Source organism: Actinoplanes sp. NPDC020271, assembly GCF_044388125.1.
GTDB lineage: Bacteria > Actinomycetota > Actinomycetes > Mycobacteriales > Micromonosporaceae > Actinoplanes.
Genome location: NZ_JBIRWQ010000009.1, coordinates 1 through 15533, shown reverse-complemented (window position 1 = coordinate 15533; position 15533 = coordinate 1). Strand labels below are relative to the sequence as shown.

Genomic DNA, 15533 nt, shown 5'->3' with positions numbered 1-15533 from the left:
AACTCAGGGGTCAGTTCCCGGTCCTGTGCGGCAACGCACAGGACCGGGCTTCAATCACATTAGCCAGCGTTTCCGGTACTTCGGCCGCGTCAGTTGATCATATTGGTCGCTGCGCGCACGGTGTGGCCCATGAGCAGCATGGTGGTTACGGGGCCGACACCTCCGGGCACCGGGGTAAGCGCACCTGCCGCCTCTGCGCCGTCAGGGTCGACGTCTCCGGCGAGGCCGCCGTCTGCGGTGGGGTTTGTGCCGACGTCGATGACGATGGCCCCGGGCCTGATGTGCGGAGTGCTGATGAGATGGGTACGCCCGACTGCGGCGATCAATACGTCTGCCTCGGCACAAACGGCGGCGAGGTTTTCGGTGCGGGAGTGACAGATGGTAACGGTGGCGTTCTCCGCGAGGAGAAGGAGGGCGGCCGGCTTGCCGACGACGGTGGAGCGGCCAACGACTGCCGCGCGAGTTCCGGTGAGCGGCACCTGTTCGCGCTTGAGGATCTCCAGCACGGCCGCGGCGGTCGCTGGTGCATAGGTCGGGAGCCCGGCGGCGAGCCTGCCGAGGCTGGCGGGGTTCGCGCCGTCGATGTCCTTCGCCGGGGCGATGTGAGCGCCGACGTGGTCCAGGGTGACGCCGGGCGGGAGCGGGGTCTGGCAGATGATGCCGTGCACCGTAGGGTCGGCCGAAAGCGTGTTGAGGTGCTTAGTGATGCTCTCGCCGTCGGGGTGGTCGAGCTTGTCTACGCGGCAGGTGATGCCGACCTTGGCGGCGGTTCGTTCGATGGAGCGCACGTACCAGGCGGTTGCCTCGTCATCGGTCGGTACAACGACGGCGAGCGTTGGTGTGGTCCCGGCGGCAGTCAAGTCGGCGACGGCGGCGGTGACTTCCTCGGCGATGGCGGCGGCGATGGCGCGCCCGTCGATGAGCCTCATCCGTTGATCCTTTCCCGCACGGCAGATACGACCGCAGTGGCGGTGTCGATGGCTGCTGCGTGCTTGGCTAGCTCGGTCCGGAGCGAGTCGCGTTGGGCGGCGTCCTTCATCGCGCCGAGGTTGATCTCAACGTTGATGACGGCGGAGTCCAGGGCGGCCCGCGCGGATGCGGCGGCTACGGCGACGTCGGAGAGGACGTTGACGTTGGCTCCGTCGATGATCTGCTCGGCGTGCCCGATGATCGCGGCGGCGACGGCGGCGGTTCGCAGCGGCACGTCGGCGGCACCGATCAGCGCGGCTTGAATCGCCTCGGTCCGGGCCGCTTTGTCCGCGTCCGTGTCTTTGGGCAGCTTGTAGGCATCGGTCACTGCGCTGAATGCGACGGCGTCATCGGCGGCTAGCTGTACCGCTTGCGCGCGCAGGTCAGTCACGGAGGCAAGCACCCGGCGCATCAGCGGCTCGTGCTCGGCGTAACGGGGTTTGCCGATGGTCAGGTTGCACACCATAGCTACGAGCCCCGCGCCTACGGCGGCGTTCATCGCTGCTGCCGCGCCGCCGCCGGGCGCGGGGGCCTCGGAGGCGAGGTCGTCTAGCCAGGAGCCGACTGTTTGATCGAGCACGATGCCGTGTCCCCTCATCGGTGATCGGATACGGGATGTGATTGCGGTCGGGTCCAGCCGACCCGCACCACAGCATATTGGCGCAGCATGCGGCCCCTGCCAGCGGGTGAAACCGGCGTGCTGCCGCATCGAGCGCGGGATGGAAGACTGTTCCGATGGGCTTCGATGTAGATGAGGCGGATCGGTTGCTGATGACCACCCGATCGGTGCGCCGCCGCCTCGATCGTGGCCGGCCGGTGCCGCTCTCCTTGGTGCAGGAGGCGTTGGGTGTGGCGGTGCAGGCACCCACGAGTGGGGGCGGCGAAGACTGGCGTTGGCTGGTGATCACCGATGCGCAGGTTCGCGCTGAGATTGGTGCGGTGTACCGGCGCGCATCGCTGGCCCTTCACCGGCCCGCGAGCGTGACACCCAGCGCGCAGGAAAGCTCGGAAGCCGCGTTCACCGATCACCTCGGCGAGGTGCCTGTCCTGGTTCTCGCCTGCTATCAGCAACGCGCGTGGCACGCTCGCAGCCCTTACCGGGCGCTGGTTGACGCCAGCGTCTACGGGTCGGTGTTCCCGGCCGTGTGGAGCTTTCAGTTGGCGTTGCGGGCGCGTGGTCTCGCGTCGTGCTTCGTCGCCGCGCACCTGCGTTTCGCCGACGAGGTTGCCGCGCTCGTGGGCCTGCCCGGCGATGTCGGGCAGGCCGGGTTGGTAGCGGTCGGATGGCCGGACCGGGACGAGTTCCGCCCGGCCCGGCGACGTCCGGTAGCCGACGTGGTGCGCTTCGACCGCTGGTCGTAGCCGGGGTGTCAGGCTGCCCACTGCTGCGCGGCTGAGGCGGGCGAATGCCGTGTCAGCGCCGCGCCGAGGTTCGCGCCGAGATCGAGCCAGCAATCGGTGTCCTTGATGTGCCATCCGCAGGAGTCCAAGTATTCGACTGCTGGTTGCAGGTCACCAGACCGGCAGGCAGCCAGCACCTCGGCTACATGACCGAGCTCTGATTGGGCGGCGTCGGCTACCGGGCCCAGCTCGATACGGAGCCCGGCTCTGCCGAAGGACAGCGCGCCGGCCGTGGCGAGCATCTGCAACAGGTGCCTTGCGGCGATCGCATCGACTTGAGCGTACGGCCGCGGTAGCCAAGCTTCCCGCACGACTCTATCCGCCACCAGCAGCCACGCCGCAGGACGAGCCACCGAGTGATACCTGCCAGACAAAAGCATCTCCAGGGCGGCCAGGTCGGCGTGCAGCTCGCTGAGCACAGCGGCGAACCGGCGGCGGCGCGTCACGGTCGTTTGTTCAATCGGTGCACCGGCGTTGTGTCCCCACTCGTGTGCGGCGAACGCGACCGCCCGCATCTCCTCCAGCTCCGCCCGGTCGCTCAGGTCGAATCCCGCCCCGGCCGCGTCGATCACGGGCAAGACATGAGTGGTGAACAGCGCCGCCAGCTTCGGCAGGAAGACCACTCCGAACGCCTGGCCGGATGGGCGATTCACCACCGATAGCTGCTCGGGGAACAGCACGGCGCCGCCGCCCTCGGCGAACCCCCGCGACGCCGCGAGGGGAACACCGAAGCACAACGGGTGAGCCACGGCGAGCGGCGGGAACCAGTCCGGTGTCCGGGCGGGTGCCGCGCGAAACGCTACCGCTTCCAGCCCGAAATGCCCTGGCCACGGTCCGCCCGGCACCGTCATCCGGGCCACCACGAGATTGACCGAGGCGTCATCGGCCATGACCGTGAAGTCACTACACACCCGGTCCGATCGCAGCAGACGCAGCGGTCGGCCCGGATCCGAAGCGATGTCGGTCAGCGCCAGGGCGGCGTTGCCCGCCAGGTGGGCCGGGGCTGCCGCGAGCAGCCGCACCGTCCGTGAGTCACGGGACGAGACTTCCGGGGTGAGGTTGTCGGCGTCGACGGCCGCAGCCAATTCACGAAGCCACGCGGCAAGGCCGCTGTCGAGGCGGCGACGGCTGAGAACGACGGACATGTCCACTCTCCTCTGCCAGTGCGGGGGTCAGGCGGCGGCCCGAGGGGTAGCCGAAAGGCTGGTCACGGCGTCGTAGTGCTCGGCCAATGTCGTCAGCGCCGCAGGACCGTCGCCGAGGTACGCCGGTCCATGCATCGCCGCCAGCACCCGAGGTTGCAGGCTCGCGAGCCGCCGCAATGTCGGCGCGACGTGAGCCGAGACCGTGAAGTGCTTCATCCGGGCCTCGAAGTCCAGCGCCGGGCCGATGATGTCGGTCTCCGTGGTGGCGGGCGGATCACCGGCCATGGTGAACAGGTCGCCACAGAACAACGTGCCGGTGGCCTCGTCTACCAGGAGCCCAGCCTCCCAGAATGGCACATGAGGTGTGGCGTAGAAGCGGACCCGCCGGCCGTCACCGAGGTCCAGCGCTTCACCGTCGGCGAGCGCGACCGGGCGCCGGTCGGCAAGGTGCTGAAGGCATACGTTCACCGCGACCTTGCCGTGCACCACCTGTGCGCCCCGGGCTACCGACAACCACTCGTTGACCGCGCCGAACTCGTCCGGCCGCGATGCGTGACCGCCGCTGATCCACGCCAGCTCGGCGACGTCGACCACCCGGCTCGCGGCTTCCAGCACCGTCGGAAAGATCGTCCGCATTCCGGTGTGCATCAGCAGGGGGCGCTCGCCACGGATCAGGAACTGGTTATACACCAGCCCGCCCGGCAGGCCGTCCGGCCGATGGACAGAGATCCGTACCACGCCATCAGCTATCTCGTCGATTCTCGCGGACATGTGCACCTCACTCATTCCGTCACAGGTGTTCCAATGATTCGCCGCACAAGAACAACATCGATGAAAGACGGGCTTCATAGCTTAACATCGATGTCTCTGGTCATCGCCTCCCTTCTGTGACCTTCTTGCATTCCGGGGGTTTGATCTAGTACTCCCGTGCGCCGCGATCTTGTAGTGAGTCGCCAGGAGCGCGCATTGTTGCAGTGTTGCCTATCAAGCCTGACTCGTGGCAATGGTGAGAAATTCTTGTCGGGATCGCGGGTCGGTACGCAGGCGGCCCAGCATGGTCGACGTGACGGTTGTCGCCCCGATGGCACGTACGCCGCGCATGCTCATACAGGTATGCGTGGCCTCCAGCAAAACGCCGACTCCTTTGGGTTTAAGGCTGACCTCCAACCAGTCGGCAACCTGCTTGGTCAGGCGTTCTTGCACTTGGGGGCGTCGCGCGAAGTGCTCCACCAGGCGGGCGAGCTTAGAGAGCCCGAGGATCCGGTTGTCCGGAAGATAAGCAACGGTGGCCTTCCCGAAGAACGGAAGGAAGTGGTGCTCACAAATAGTTTGGAACGCGATGCCACGCTCGATGACAAGCTCGTCGTAACATTCTTCATTGGGAAAGGTCGTAGCGTCGAAGCCGGGCGCGGTGAACAGTTCGGCGTAGGCCCTGGCCATTCGCTGCGGGGTGTCGCGCAGTGACTCGGTGTCGGTGGATACGCCTAGGGCTTTCAATAATTGCCCGGCGGCCGAGGCTGCCGCGTCAAGATCGATGCCGCGGTGGACCTGCTCTGCCCGTGGCGAGATGACGGCGGAGGCATCTGACGGCGACATGGACTCCCTTTCACGTTGCGAGCAGGGCGGAATCAGTTGTGGATCGGCTCAGAATGGCGGCTTTAGTGAGTAGTTCCGCCCATTCGGCTTGAGCGTTGGAGCCCCAGGTGATGCCGCCACCAGCTCCGTAGACGGCGGTCGCTGTCACCCGGTCGATTACGGCGGTGCGGATCGCTACGCTGAACCGGGCTCGGACGGTGGCCGTGGGCGGGGCCAGCACGCCGATAGCGCCGCAGTAGATCCCGCGCGGGGCGCTTTCCAGCGAGCGGATGATGCCCATGCTGGAAGCCTTCGGGGCACCGGTGATCGAGCCGCACGGAAACAGCGCTGCGAGGATGTCGATCAGGTTGCAGCCGGGTCGGGTACGCGCGGTGATCTCGGAGACCATCTGCCATACGGTCGGATAACGCTCGACGGCGAACAGCTCCGTCACGCTGACACTGTTGATCTCTGCGATCTTGCCGAGGTCGTTGCGGAGCAGATCCACGATCATGACGTTCTCGGCGCGTTCCTTCTCGCTGGCCCGTAGCGCACGGGCTTGTTGTCGGTCCTCCTCGGGATCGTGACGGCGCGCTGCCGTGCCCTTCATCGGCCTCGTCCGGATCTGGCCGCCGGCCCACTCGAAGAACAGCTCCGGGCTGGCGCTGGCGACCACGAACCGGCCGCCGGTATCGAGGTAGGCGTTATAGGCGGCCTTCTGCGCGCTGATGAGGTCGGCATACAGGTCGAGCGGCTCGGCGGTGAACGTGCTGCGCAGCCGCTCGGTGAGGTTGCACTGGTAGACCTCACCGTCGGCGATCCGTTCGCGGACGCTCGCGACCGCCGCCGCGTGCTGATCAGCGCTCCGGTCCGGTCGCCACAGTGTTGCGGGCGAACAGTGGCGTGCGCCGCTGATCGGCTGGTCTTCCGTCGGCGCGTTGCCCAGTCCGAACCAGACCAACGGGGGATCGTCGCCGCTCGTCCTGGCGACCGTCAATCCTGGTCCGAACGCCGGGGACGCCTCGTAGGAGACGTAGCCGAAGGCCCATTCGCCAGCCTCGGCCGCTGCCTGAACCTCGGCGATGATCGGCCGGACCTCCGAGGTCTGGTGGGTGCTCAGGACGCGCCGAGGCCGCGAGAAAATCAAGGCTCGATCCGCGGTGAGATTGTCGAACCTGGCCCACGGCCCGGAGTCGGCTCGGGGTGCTGAGGTGGTGCTGATGCCCGCGAGGTGGCTCACCACGATAGCTTTTCCTTGATCAGGGGCACTAGGGTTTGGGCCACTTCTTCGGGCGAGTCGTCGCCGATGTCGTGAACCAACGTTCGGTACCCGATCGTCGCCAATAGCTCCGCGATGGCCTGGTAGGCGTCGCTCTCACCGTCAAGTCGCTCCGCCAACCGGCGGTAGACCCCCGGCTGGTGGGCTCGCCTACGGCATACCTTGTCGTCGCCCAGAAGGATGATGGTCAGGTCGGGCCGGGCACTCTGGCCGTTGAGCCGCGCGATGTACTCACCAGGCACCTCGTCCAGGTATTGCAGGATCAACGCGCTCGGCAGGTATTGATCACACACGATGGTGTGCCCCGACGTGAGGGCCGGAAGGATTTCGGTGGCGAGTAGGTGATACCGGTCCGCGGCCACCAGACAAGCCAGCGCGAGGCCGCGAAAATCGTGCTCTTCATCCCGCAAGAGGTTCCCGATGGGACTTCGCGAGGGCTGACACTTGGTGATCGTCCTGGGGCCGGCCTCACCGAGCTTCTGGCCGAGCAGCCGAGTGATCGTGGTCTTGCCGACACCTCTGGGGCCGTCCACCACGATGAAGTGGCCTGGAAGGTTGTCCCTCCTCTGCTCAGGTGCCGTCTCGGCGTTGTCGGTCGTGGATGCGAGCGGTTGCACCTGAGACATCAGACCTCCCGGGTGAGGGACGGCAGGGCATGGATGTGGCACGTTCGCGGCAACTTCAATGTCATGCCCGTGCGCCTCGTCCCGTTCGTCGCGCTCTGTCTAGGGAGTAGACGACGGCACCAGCGCCGAAATGTGCAGCGTCAGCGGCCACACGCTCATCGGCTGCGGGCAGGTCAACGTTGAGCTGGATTGATCCACCTTCGGCGATCCGAACCGTCACCGTGACCATCGGCTCCCTGACGACCTTCTTAGCTCTGGTCGATTCGGCCGGCGTCGTGGAGGGCGCGTCGATGGCAGGAAGGTCAGTGGCCGCCGGTGCGGTGAGGTTTCGCTCCTCCGCCGTCCGCCGTTTTGAATAGAAGCCGAGTTCGGCATCCGAGTCCACGGTGAGAACGGCTCGTAGCGCGCGTCGCAGTGCGGCGCTGGGCCACCGGACCAGACCGCGTTCCAACTTGCCGACATAGCCGAAATCAAGATAAAGCGGCTTAAGTCGCCGGGCTGCCTGATAGGCGTTGACCGCGTCAGCCAGCTCCCGCCGTGACAGGCGCAAGTCCGGGTCCGATGGGGACCGCACCCGCAGCCGGGCGTCGCGCAGCAGATCGTTGGGGCGCGGCCGAGGCTTCTGACGGTCGTCGTCCTGCGGGGTGGGAGCGCTCGCGGGAAGGTCGACGGCGAACCACAGGACCTCCGCCGGAATGCGCAGGGTCTTTGCCACGAACCTTAACCAGTCGAGATGTTGCGGGACGACGCCGTTCTCGATCCGGCTAACACGGCATTGCTCAAGCCCCAGCCAGGAGCCGACGACGTCTTGAGGCAGCGGCCTGTGACCGTGTGCGGGGTGGCTGCGGTATGCACGAATGACCCGGCCCATGTGCCCACTAGCGAGCGCCTCCGCCAAAGGCGGGTGCGTCCAAAAATCGGCCGTCACCGTCGGCGGCTGTGTCCGCCAATCAGCGACGGATTGACTCTGCGGCCCGCTCATGCGACGCCGACTTGGACCGGCCATGGGTATCCGGCTCCGGGAGAGCCCGTTCGCACCTGCACGTCGTCTGGAACCGCGCACGTGCTCGCGTCCGCATCCACGAAGACGGCCACTCGTAGCGTGCCCGCGACCGACCCGTGCACCGTCACTGTCACCACCGGCACGGCTGTGGCTCCAGCGGCGGCTTCCACCGGCGCCGCGCTCGCCGTGGCGTCCGAGGCCGTGACTACAACGGCCGGCATAGTCAAGGACTTGCGCAGCTCCTCAAGCCGTTGAGCCTCGCTGCTCAGCTCTCCTCCCGTATTCAGCACCTCATCGCACCGCAGCCAGAATTGTGCGCTCGCGCTGCCGCTGCGCCGCCCGGTCTCGGAGTTGGCGACTGTGCTGCGAGAAAAGTGCACCCGGCCAGCGAGGTCATGCTGCGTCATGCAGGCCGCCTGCCGTCGCGCTGCTAACAGGCGTCCGAGCCGCAACCAACCAGCGGCAACCTGTTCCAGGCCGACGCTGGCGGTTCGCGCGTCGATATCTCTGGGGGCCAGGAGCCGGATCGGATCAGACACGTCATCCACTTCCACGAGTTCGGTTGTCGGCAGTTGGGTTGACGGGCGGGCGTGACCGTCCACGGGGGAGACAGGCCACGCCCGCGACCATCCCCGTCACGCGGCATGGACTGCGTGACGAGAGTCCTGTTGCGCTGCGGATTCGCAAGTTGTTCTAGGCGTCGGATCGCCGCTGGTCTCCGGCGGGGGCACCCAGCCGAGGTACCGCGAGTACAACTCGGCGGCCACGTCGACCGGGTTACGCTCCAGAGCCTCGATCAGTTGCAGGCACAGATAGATCAGCAGTGATGACCGGGCATCGCGGTACTCCTGCAAAAGGGCCGTCCGCTCCGAGGCACACGGCCATAGGGCGCCGCAGACGCTGCACGGTCCTCCGGGCAGGGCGGCGAGGTGCAACGGCGAAAACCCCTGCGTGGTCGCGACTTCAGCCATCCCGCTCACCTGCCCGTTTCGTGCAGAAGCACGCCGCGCCGGTCGCCGGATCAAGATCCGTTACGGGGATGTGGCACGGCTGCGTCCCGGCGAACAGCGGCGCGTAGTGCCGAAGGCCCGCATACCAGACCGTCCGCCACTCCGTGATCCGCAGCGGCGGGACCGAGCGTTCACACTGCGGCAGGTCGCAGAGCCGGACCGGCGCGCCGTCCCCGCTCAATACCTCCTTGGCCGCCCATTGCTGCGCCGACCCGACGGCGCGAGGATCGGTCAAGTCCCAATTCAGCTCAGTGACGACCAGGCCCTCCATGGCGTCGTCACGGTCCACCCAGACCCAGCAGTCCTCGAACCGGTCGAACGCCACCATGCCGACCAGCCACCGCCGAATCGCCCACACCAGGTCAGCCTCGATCTTCAACACCACGTCGGTCTTCGGACCGGCGCCAGATGTCACCGAGTACCGCGACGCTCGCACCGTCGGGTCATACGGACAGCCCCGGCCCAACACGCGGCCCTCGGCGACCGTCAGGACGCCTTCCTCAAGACCGGCTCGCCGGTCACAGACGTCGCGGGGCGACCACGAGTCCGTGTCACCGACCCAGACGATCCCGCACGGTCCAGCAGCCGCAGGCCCTCCACCTGAACGAAGATCATCCGTCGCGCCATCGCGCGTCGCCCCGGCCCCAGTACGTACCCCGCCAGCCAGATCCAGCCCTCGTAGGTGGTCCGCCGGTCCACCCTGATCACTTGGAAGACCAATGCCCGGTCCCCGTCGAACTGCACACTCGCCGCTCGACCCACGTGCAGCACATCTCCCGGCCGCGGCAACATCGAGGTCCACCGCTACCCCGCCATCGGGAGCGGTCGGCGACCGGCCCCGACCATATCGAGCGCCTCGGGACGGCTCGGTCCCGGACGTGGCGTCGGCAACCGCAACGTCCGGGAGAAGACCACGATCGCGTTCTCGCGCCGCCAGCACGGTCCCGACGAACCGCACTTCGCGCAGCGTCCCGTCTCTTCCAACGTGACGTGTTCGACGAGGACCGTCCGGGCCGCCTTCAACTGCTCATCTGCCGAGAGCACATGAAAGGTTGTGCCCGCGGGCTGGACCTCCATCGATAGGTCGTCCATCGCTACACCTCCTAGAGTCGAATGCGGTTCCGGGAAAGTTCGGCCAGGGCGGGCGCGGCCTGTCGTCTGGGGAACGGCACATCGGCCACACCCGCCCGACCGCTCCGTCACGGAGGTGCGCTCACGCGACGGGCGTCCCTGACCCTTCTCACCGCGACCCAGCGTGTAGCCGTTTCCGCACAAGGCGTACACGGTTTGCTGCCTCTTGCGGTGCTGAACCGATGGTCAGCGAAGGAGGGCTCAACCATCGTGTTCACCCGCGCAGCCTCCGACGCTGGCCGCCGTCGTGGCGAGAGCGCGCCGCGTTTGCCCGCCGGCACGGCGAAGCTCAGCAGGGGGCACTCCGAAGGTGCAGCGCGCACGGTGAGTGCGCGCGTCGAGAACCTGCCCGTAGGTACGGACCATCCCTTGCCTCAGCAGGATCGAATCCGGGAGATGACCGCTTACGGCTTGCCACACGGTCTGAGCATGATTGTGGTGCCCGCACAGCCGAAGCATTTCGATGTGGACCAAGGGCAGAGCAGCGCCGACTCGCCGCCCTGCGCGGCCGGTCCGAAGCCGTAACCCCCATGCCGTCTTGAGGAGGGTGATGGCTTCCCGGCAGCGGCCCAGGCCGTACAAACAGGCCGCTCGATCTATGCGAGCTTCGTCGGCGGCATCCGGGTCATCCCGATGCTCCTGCGCGACGATCACGGCTTGCCAGGCGGCGGCAGCCTCGTCGTACAGGCCCAACGTCCAACACCTGTGGGCCAGCACGCTATTCGCCGCGAGGGTACGCCCGTCCCACGGGCCCAGCAGGCTCGTGGTGGTGTTCTGCACGTACCAAAGCCACTGAACCGCATGATCCTCAGGGCCGAGACGGATGTCACCGAACAGGATCATCGCCGCTTCGGCGATCTCCACATTCCAGCCGGTCTCCGCCGGATCGAGCGGTTCCAGGAGATCGGCTAGCTCCCACACCTTGTCCATGTCGTAGCAGGCCGGATCCGCACCCTTAGCCGCCTCGATCGCGTCACGAAGGGTCGGCAGCTCGCCGCCGGCCGTCGCGAGCGCACGCTTCTCCACGGCCTCTTCACCATCCAAGACAGCCGGGCTCCGCTCCACCAGCGCTTCCGACCCTGTCATGAGTGGTCGTCTTCCAGCTCGATCGTGACGAGGCCCACCAGGTCGAGCTGGCCCGCACAGACCTTGCGGTGCTCGGTGACCGCGCCCTCTTGGAAGGCGCGGTCACCGAGGAACGGCATCAACTTATCCGCGCTGGGGTGCGCTACCCGGATCTCGGCAAGGAGTTGACGTAGGTCGGCGCGGCGCTGGCATCCGGCGAGGATGTGCGCGTACCCCGTGCTCAGCCGTGAGCCCACTGGCAGATCAGAGGTCAGACGACGTCGCCACTCCTGCCACGCCTGATCGGCGTGCCGGGCTGCCTCGCCGCAGCGCCCGAGCCGATGCAGGCTCGCCGCCAAATCCGCCTGGGCTGCCAAAGCGGCCAACGAATCGTGCTCAAGCGGCCGGACCATCTTTAGGAGTGCCGAACGGGCCGCAATCGCGTGCTGGTAGCGACCCAGGCTATGGGCCACCCGGCCGAACAACCGCGCGGCATCGATACGCCGAACCAACTGGTGGCCGCTCCAACGCTGAGTTGATCGGTAGGCGAAGGCGGCGGCGTCGAACTGCCGCGGACCCGGGTCGAGAATCGCATAGAGCATCACCGCGTCAATGAGCACCGGATCATCCGTGCTGCCTTGGAAGGACATGGGGCAAAGGCGTTGCTCCAACTCCGCCCGCGCGGCTTCGTGTTGGCCGGCGTCGACGAGTCGCTGTGCCTTGAGCACTAACCCGGCTAGGGAGAGGCGGTCGTCGCCATAACAACGGGCTGGAGAAATGTCTCCGGATAACCGGCTACTGTGCGCAGTGGTCCGTAGCCAGGCAGAGAACGCCGCAGGTAGACGCTCATCCGACTCGTGGGCCGGGTCATGGTTTCGTCCGTCGCTCACCGTATCGCCTCTATCCCGTCCGCTTCGGGAGCCAGTCGAAGCTGACGCGCTTCGCACCAGCCAGCTCAGGGCGCGTAGCTCCTGGCCGTCGACGCGGTAGGCGAGCCGCCCGTGCGAAGACAAGGGCCGCCGCTTCATGGGCCGGGCACGGGCCCAGCACTCCGCACTCAACGCACAACCCGTCACCGCTCGAGACCGCGTGTTGGTCCAACATCGCCTGCGCCCGGTCGAGTTGCGGTCCGCCGTGATAGGTCGTCATTCCCACCACCCCTGCCAACAGAAAGAGAGACGGGCACGCCACGCGGTCCGCTCGGGGGACCGTGTAGGACGTCCCGCGTGGCGTGCCCGTCTCGATTCGCCCGCCGCCACGGAGCCTCATGTCACGTCGCGGCGGGGAGGTAACTGCGATTCCCTGCGTAGTAGCGCCTGATCGGGAAGGTCGTCGCTGGTCAGACGCTCTGCCGGGCATCCGCCCCACCTTCCCGAAGCCACTGGCATCTGTCGATTGGTGCCCACCCATTAGACTTTGAGACTGTCTAAAAATCAACCTCTTCAGCTCAGGTTGTATCGATCGGGACTGCGTAAAGTTACGCGCACCAGAAGTGAACTGGCGGTATTGAGCTAGCCCGCTATCGGCGTCAAGCCGCCTGCGCGTATCATTTGAGTGAGACATCACGGCAATTGGAGGCGGCGTGCCTGATCTGGTCGGCCATGATCCCGTGCGGCGCAGCTTCGCGCGGCTGTTCGCGGTTCTACGAACGCGTGCCAAGATCACCCAAGAGCGTGCCGCCAAGGATCTGGAGCTGGGTCGGGCGACGATCCTTCGGATCGAGGCGGCAGAGGACGGGGTGAAGCTCCCTGCTCGACTGGTGCACGCGATGGCCGACCTGTTCGGCGCGGACGATAAGGAGCGTCAGCTTCTTCTTGCTCTCGCGGCGGAGACGCGCAACGGTCGTCAGCAAGCGTGGTGGCAGGGCTATACCAGTTCCGAAGTCCCTGACTGGTTCAGCCTCTATCTGTCGCTGGAGGGTTTCGCCGAGCGCATCCGCGTTCACTTCGGGGATCTGCTACCCGGCCTACTCCAAGTTCGCGAGTACGCCAGCGCCGTTATCAGCGTTCCGTCGGGCTACTGGTCAACCGACGAGGTGGAGCGTCGCGTGGAGTCTCGGCTTCATCGACAGCAACTGCTGGAAGACCCGCCGCCGGCTTTCGAAGCGATCGGCTCAGAAGGAGCGCTTCACCGGATGGTCGGCGGCATCGAGGTCATGAAGCAGCAGTTGGAACGCATCCTGAAGTTAACGGAGCGTGACAACGTGGTCGTGCGAATCATTCCGAGCCGGGCTGGCGTCCATGCCGGTATGGCTGCCTCCGACTTCACGCTTCTCGATTTCCCGGAGACGCCGATCTCTGACGGGATCGCCAACGGCATGGCTGCGAACGGGAACGGGAACGGGTCGGCACTCTTGAATGACTCCGCAGCCGAGCCGCCGCTGGCCTACGTCGAGACTTTCACTGGCGCGATGTATACCCAGACGGCTTCCGACGTGGAAGCCTACAACGCCGTGTGGAAGGACCTTGAGAAGCGAGCGCTCCCGGTCGACGACTCTCGGAAGCTGATTCGGAAGCGCTTGGAGGAGATGATGCGGCTATAGCACATCGCCTGTCAGGCGAGGGAAAATTGGTGGCTGGCGAGGCCAGTCCAGGAGAGGCTATCGATATCGCCGCTCTCGCAAGATTTCCGCTCTGTATTTCCAAACCCGGATATGTAAGGAAGCTGGCAATGGCCAAACTGGTTAGCCCCGGAGAGGTAGTCGGGGCGCAGTGGTTCAAGAGCAGTAGGAGCAACAACGGCACGGGGTGTGTCGAAGTGGCGCTCAACTTGCCTGGTGTATACGTGCGCGACACGAAGGACGGCGGCGATGGGCCGATCCTTCACTACACGGATGAGGAGTGGACCGCCTTCACTGCTGGGGTGCGGGAAGGCGAGTTCGACAAGTGAGCCTGCGCGGCGTCCTCAGCGCCGCAGCAGGCCCATCCTTGATCGCGTAGTCCAAACTACACAAGAGTACCGACCGGTTACTAGTAGTTGCTGTCGGTCGATGGCGGAAAACTTCAGAGGGCTGCCTAGCACGGCTAGGCAGCCCTCTGGCTCTTTCACATGGAGGTGATCCGCTATTTGCTGCTCAGGTTTCCGCGGCAAGCAGGCGTTTGATGATCGAAGTTGGCGGCCCAGAGCTAATCGCGCAAGCCAGAGCTCACCGCGAGGCCGCCGCGCTCCCTGACCTGAGCCTCCGCCATTGACCGTCCCGCGGCCAAACCTCGGAGCCCGTCTCTGCGAGGTGGCGGAAACAAAAATAAGGTCGATATGCGGGTGATGGCGGGTCGAGTTGGAACTCGACCCGCCACTTCATCGGTCACTCGTTGTCGGCGATGGCGTCCTCGGAGTTGGTTGGCCGTCCAAGAACGCGGACGGTCGTGCTCAGCTTGATGGGCAGGCTTTCATCGCCCTTGAGGAACGGTTGGATGTCCACCGGCTTGCGCAGACTCCAGCCGGGACCGTATGCCTGCTGACGTTCATGGCCCGAGACCCAGTAGCGGTGGTCCGGCTTTGCTCGCGTGCGGCCGGTTGCGCTCTTGGCCTCCTTCGTGGTCGATGGGCCGCTGCGTGGTCTGATTCGCACGACGCGGACCTCGGGGACAGGGCGATTGGCGCGCTGGTACGCCTTGGTCGTGCCCTTGGAAAGTTTCGCCGGAACCGCCTCGGCCATCTGTTGGTTGATCAGGAGCCAGGTGGTGATGAGCGGCCCGAGCGGATGGCTGCCGTCGAGAGGCGCTCGGTAAGGAACGTATTCGGCGTGGATGGGGACCAGCCAGCCGATCTCGTGGCGTAGAGCGGGCATCAGATCGTCGTCGAGGGCGCTGCCGATGCTGCGGTAGCCGATGATCTGCCATCCAGCAGAGTGAGGGGTCCAGGAAACGGCTGCGAGATTCCTGGTGCTGCCGACTGGTCCGGGCCAGGCGATCAGACCTGATGACGAGGGCACGAGCTCGTCGTTGACTCTGGCGACGGGCTGATCGCTGCTGAGGGTGTTGACCAGGTCGGTAAATTCCTCGTTGACCCAATACATGGGTGCGATGTCGAGCTGGCTGGCTATGTTCCGGCGCTGGTCGGGATCGTTGAGCGGCGTGGGCAGGTCTGCTGCGCTGCGGAGCAGTCCGGTGAACCGGTCGCGAATCTTCGGCAGCGCCTCAGCGGAGATCCGTGCGGCTGGCCATTGTGTGGTACTGAGCAACGTGCGGCCCTCGCGTCCGAAGACGATGCCGCGGTACAACAGGTCGAGTTGTGAGGTTCCACCCCGGGATCGGACACCAGGGTTTTATGCCGCGAGGGCGATGGGTGGACGGTAACAGACACGGGTCTCGCGCGGGGTGCGCAGGT

The 15533-nt window shown here is 66.1% G+C and carries 18 protein-coding genes; 3 read left to right on the top strand and 15 right to left on the bottom strand.

Annotation, left to right across the window (positions count from 1 at the left end; translation table 11 throughout):
- Positions 1 to 89: 89 nt before the first annotated feature.
- Complete coding sequence (locus ACH442_RS20860) at positions 90 to 929, bottom strand: bifunctional 5,10-methylenetetrahydrofolate dehydrogenase/5,10-methenyltetrahydrofolate cyclohydrolase (protein ID WP_396339714.1); 840 nt, start codon at positions 927 to 929, stop codon at positions 90 to 92.
- A complete protein-coding gene (locus ACH442_RS20855) occupies positions 926 to 1567 on the bottom strand; it encodes a cyclodeaminase/cyclohydrolase family protein (protein WP_396339713.1) in 642 nt (213 codons plus the stop codon). The genes ACH442_RS20860 and ACH442_RS20855 overlap by 4 nt, the downstream gene beginning before the upstream one ends.
- A 137-nt stretch (positions 1568 to 1704) precedes the next feature.
- Between ACH442_RS20855 and ACH442_RS20850 the strand changes: the two genes are divergently transcribed.
- A complete protein-coding gene (locus tag ACH442_RS20850; RefSeq protein WP_396339712.1) occupies positions 1705 to 2331 on the top strand; it encodes a nitroreductase family protein in 627 nt (208 codons plus the stop codon).
- An 8-nt stretch (positions 2332 to 2339) separates the two neighbouring features.
- Here ACH442_RS20850 and ACH442_RS20845 read toward each other — a convergent pair whose 3' ends face one another.
- From ACH442_RS20845 to ACH442_RS20790, 12 genes are all read right to left on the bottom strand, one after another.
- Complete coding sequence (locus tag ACH442_RS20845) at positions 2340 to 3515, bottom strand: hypothetical protein (protein WP_396339711.1); 1176 nt, start codon at positions 3513 to 3515, stop codon at positions 2340 to 2342.
- A gap of 27 nt (positions 3516 to 3542) precedes the next feature.
- Positions 3543 to 4286, bottom strand: a complete 744-nt coding sequence (locus ACH442_RS20840) for an MBL fold metallo-hydrolase (protein ID WP_396339710.1) — start codon at positions 4284 to 4286, stop codon at positions 3543 to 3545.
- Positions 4287 to 4499: 213 nt separating this feature from the next.
- Entirely contained in the window at positions 4500 to 5111 is a 612-nt protein-coding gene (folE, locus tag ACH442_RS20835) for a GTP cyclohydrolase I FolE (RefSeq protein WP_396339709.1), read from the bottom strand.
- Between the two features lie 10 nt (positions 5112 to 5121).
- Positions 5122 to 6333: an aminodeoxychorismate synthase component I gene (pabB, locus tag ACH442_RS20830; protein ID WP_396339708.1), complete on the bottom strand. Its 1212-nt coding sequence runs from the start codon at positions 6331 to 6333 to the stop codon at positions 5122 to 5124.
- Positions 6327 to 6995 (bottom strand): dTMP kinase, encoded by a 669-nt coding sequence (locus tag ACH442_RS20825; RefSeq protein WP_396339707.1) that lies wholly within the window; start codon positions 6993 to 6995, stop codon positions 6327 to 6329. The genes pabB and ACH442_RS20825 overlap by 7 nt, the downstream gene beginning before the upstream one ends.
- A 61-nt stretch (positions 6996 to 7056) precedes the next feature.
- Positions 7057 to 7710 (bottom strand): hypothetical protein, encoded by a 654-nt coding sequence (locus tag ACH442_RS20820; protein ID WP_396339706.1) that lies wholly within the window; start codon positions 7708 to 7710, stop codon positions 7057 to 7059.
- Positions 7711 to 7973: 263 nt separating this feature from the next.
- A complete protein-coding gene (locus ACH442_RS20815) occupies positions 7974 to 8552 on the bottom strand; it encodes a helix-turn-helix domain-containing protein (protein ID WP_396339705.1) in 579 nt (192 codons plus the stop codon).
- An 81-nt stretch (positions 8553 to 8633) separates the two neighbouring features.
- Positions 8634 to 8969, bottom strand: a complete 336-nt coding sequence (locus tag ACH442_RS20810; protein ID WP_396339704.1) for a hypothetical protein — start codon at positions 8967 to 8969, stop codon at positions 8634 to 8636.
- A complete protein-coding gene (locus ACH442_RS20805) occupies positions 8962 to 9444 on the bottom strand; it encodes a hypothetical protein (protein WP_396339703.1) in 483 nt (160 codons plus the stop codon). Before ACH442_RS20805 ends, ACH442_RS20810 begins: the two co-directional genes overlap by 8 nt.
- Before the next feature lie 368 nt (positions 9445 to 9812).
- A complete protein-coding gene (locus tag ACH442_RS20800; protein WP_396339702.1) occupies positions 9813 to 10100 on the bottom strand; it encodes a hypothetical protein in 288 nt (95 codons plus the stop codon).
- Between the two features lie 240 nt (positions 10101 to 10340).
- Positions 10341 to 11165, bottom strand: a complete 825-nt coding sequence (locus ACH442_RS20795; protein ID WP_396339701.1) for a hypothetical protein — start codon at positions 11163 to 11165, stop codon at positions 10341 to 10343.
- Positions 11166 to 11221: 56 nt separating this feature from the next.
- On the bottom strand, positions 11222 to 11932 hold the full coding sequence (locus tag ACH442_RS20790) for a hypothetical protein (RefSeq protein WP_396339700.1): 711 nt from the start codon (positions 11930 to 11932) through the stop codon (positions 11222 to 11224).
- 854 nt (positions 11933 to 12786) lie between these two features.
- Between ACH442_RS20790 and ACH442_RS20785 the strand changes: the two genes are divergently transcribed.
- Both ACH442_RS20785 and ACH442_RS20780 read left to right on the top strand, forming a co-directional pair.
- Complete coding sequence (locus tag ACH442_RS20785) at positions 12787 to 13746, top strand: helix-turn-helix domain-containing protein (protein ID WP_396339699.1); 960 nt, start codon at positions 12787 to 12789, stop codon at positions 13744 to 13746.
- Positions 13747 to 13775: 29 nt separating this feature from the next.
- Positions 13776 to 14093, top strand: a complete 318-nt coding sequence (locus ACH442_RS20780; protein WP_396339698.1) for a DUF397 domain-containing protein — start codon at positions 13776 to 13778, stop codon at positions 14091 to 14093.
- A 415-nt stretch (positions 14094 to 14508) separates the two neighbouring features.
- On the opposite strand, the gene ACH442_RS20775 is transcribed toward ACH442_RS20780, so the two are convergent.
- On the bottom strand, positions 14509 to 15426 hold the full coding sequence (locus ACH442_RS20775; RefSeq protein WP_396339697.1) for a hypothetical protein: 918 nt from the start codon (positions 15424 to 15426) through the stop codon (positions 14509 to 14511).
- Positions 15427 to 15533: the final 107 nt, after the last annotated feature.

Coding starts and splice junctions, on each gene's coding strand:
- ACH442_RS20860 (WP_396339714.1), bottom strand. CDS start 929: ATGAGGCTCATCGACGGGCGCGCCATCGCCGCCGCCATCGCCGAGGAA.
- ACH442_RS20855 (WP_396339713.1), bottom strand. CDS start 1,567: ATGAGGGGACACGGCATCGTGCTCGATCAAACAGTCGGCTCCTGGCTA.
- ACH442_RS20850 (WP_396339712.1), top strand. CDS start 1,705: ATGGGCTTCGATGTAGATGAGGCGGATCGGTTGCTGATGACCACCCGA.
- ACH442_RS20845 (WP_396339711.1), bottom strand. CDS start 3,515: ATGTCCGTCGTTCTCAGCCGTCGCCGCCTCGACAGCGGCCTTGCCGCG.
- ACH442_RS20840 (WP_396339710.1), bottom strand. CDS start 4,286: ATGTCCGCGAGAATCGACGAGATAGCTGATGGCGTGGTACGGATCTCT.
- folE (WP_396339709.1), bottom strand. CDS start 5,111: ATGTCGCCGTCAGATGCCTCCGCCGTCATCTCGCCACGGGCAGAGCAG.
- ACH442_RS20825 (WP_396339707.1), bottom strand. CDS start 6,995: ATGTCTCAGGTGCAACCGCTCGCATCCACGACCGACAACGCCGAGACG.
- ACH442_RS20810 (WP_396339704.1), bottom strand. CDS start 8,969: ATGGCTGAAGTCGCGACCACGCAGGGGTTTTCGCCGTTGCACCTCGCC.
- ACH442_RS20800 (WP_396339702.1), bottom strand. CDS start 10,100: ATGGACGACCTATCGATGGAGGTCCAGCCCGCGGGCACAACCTTTCAT.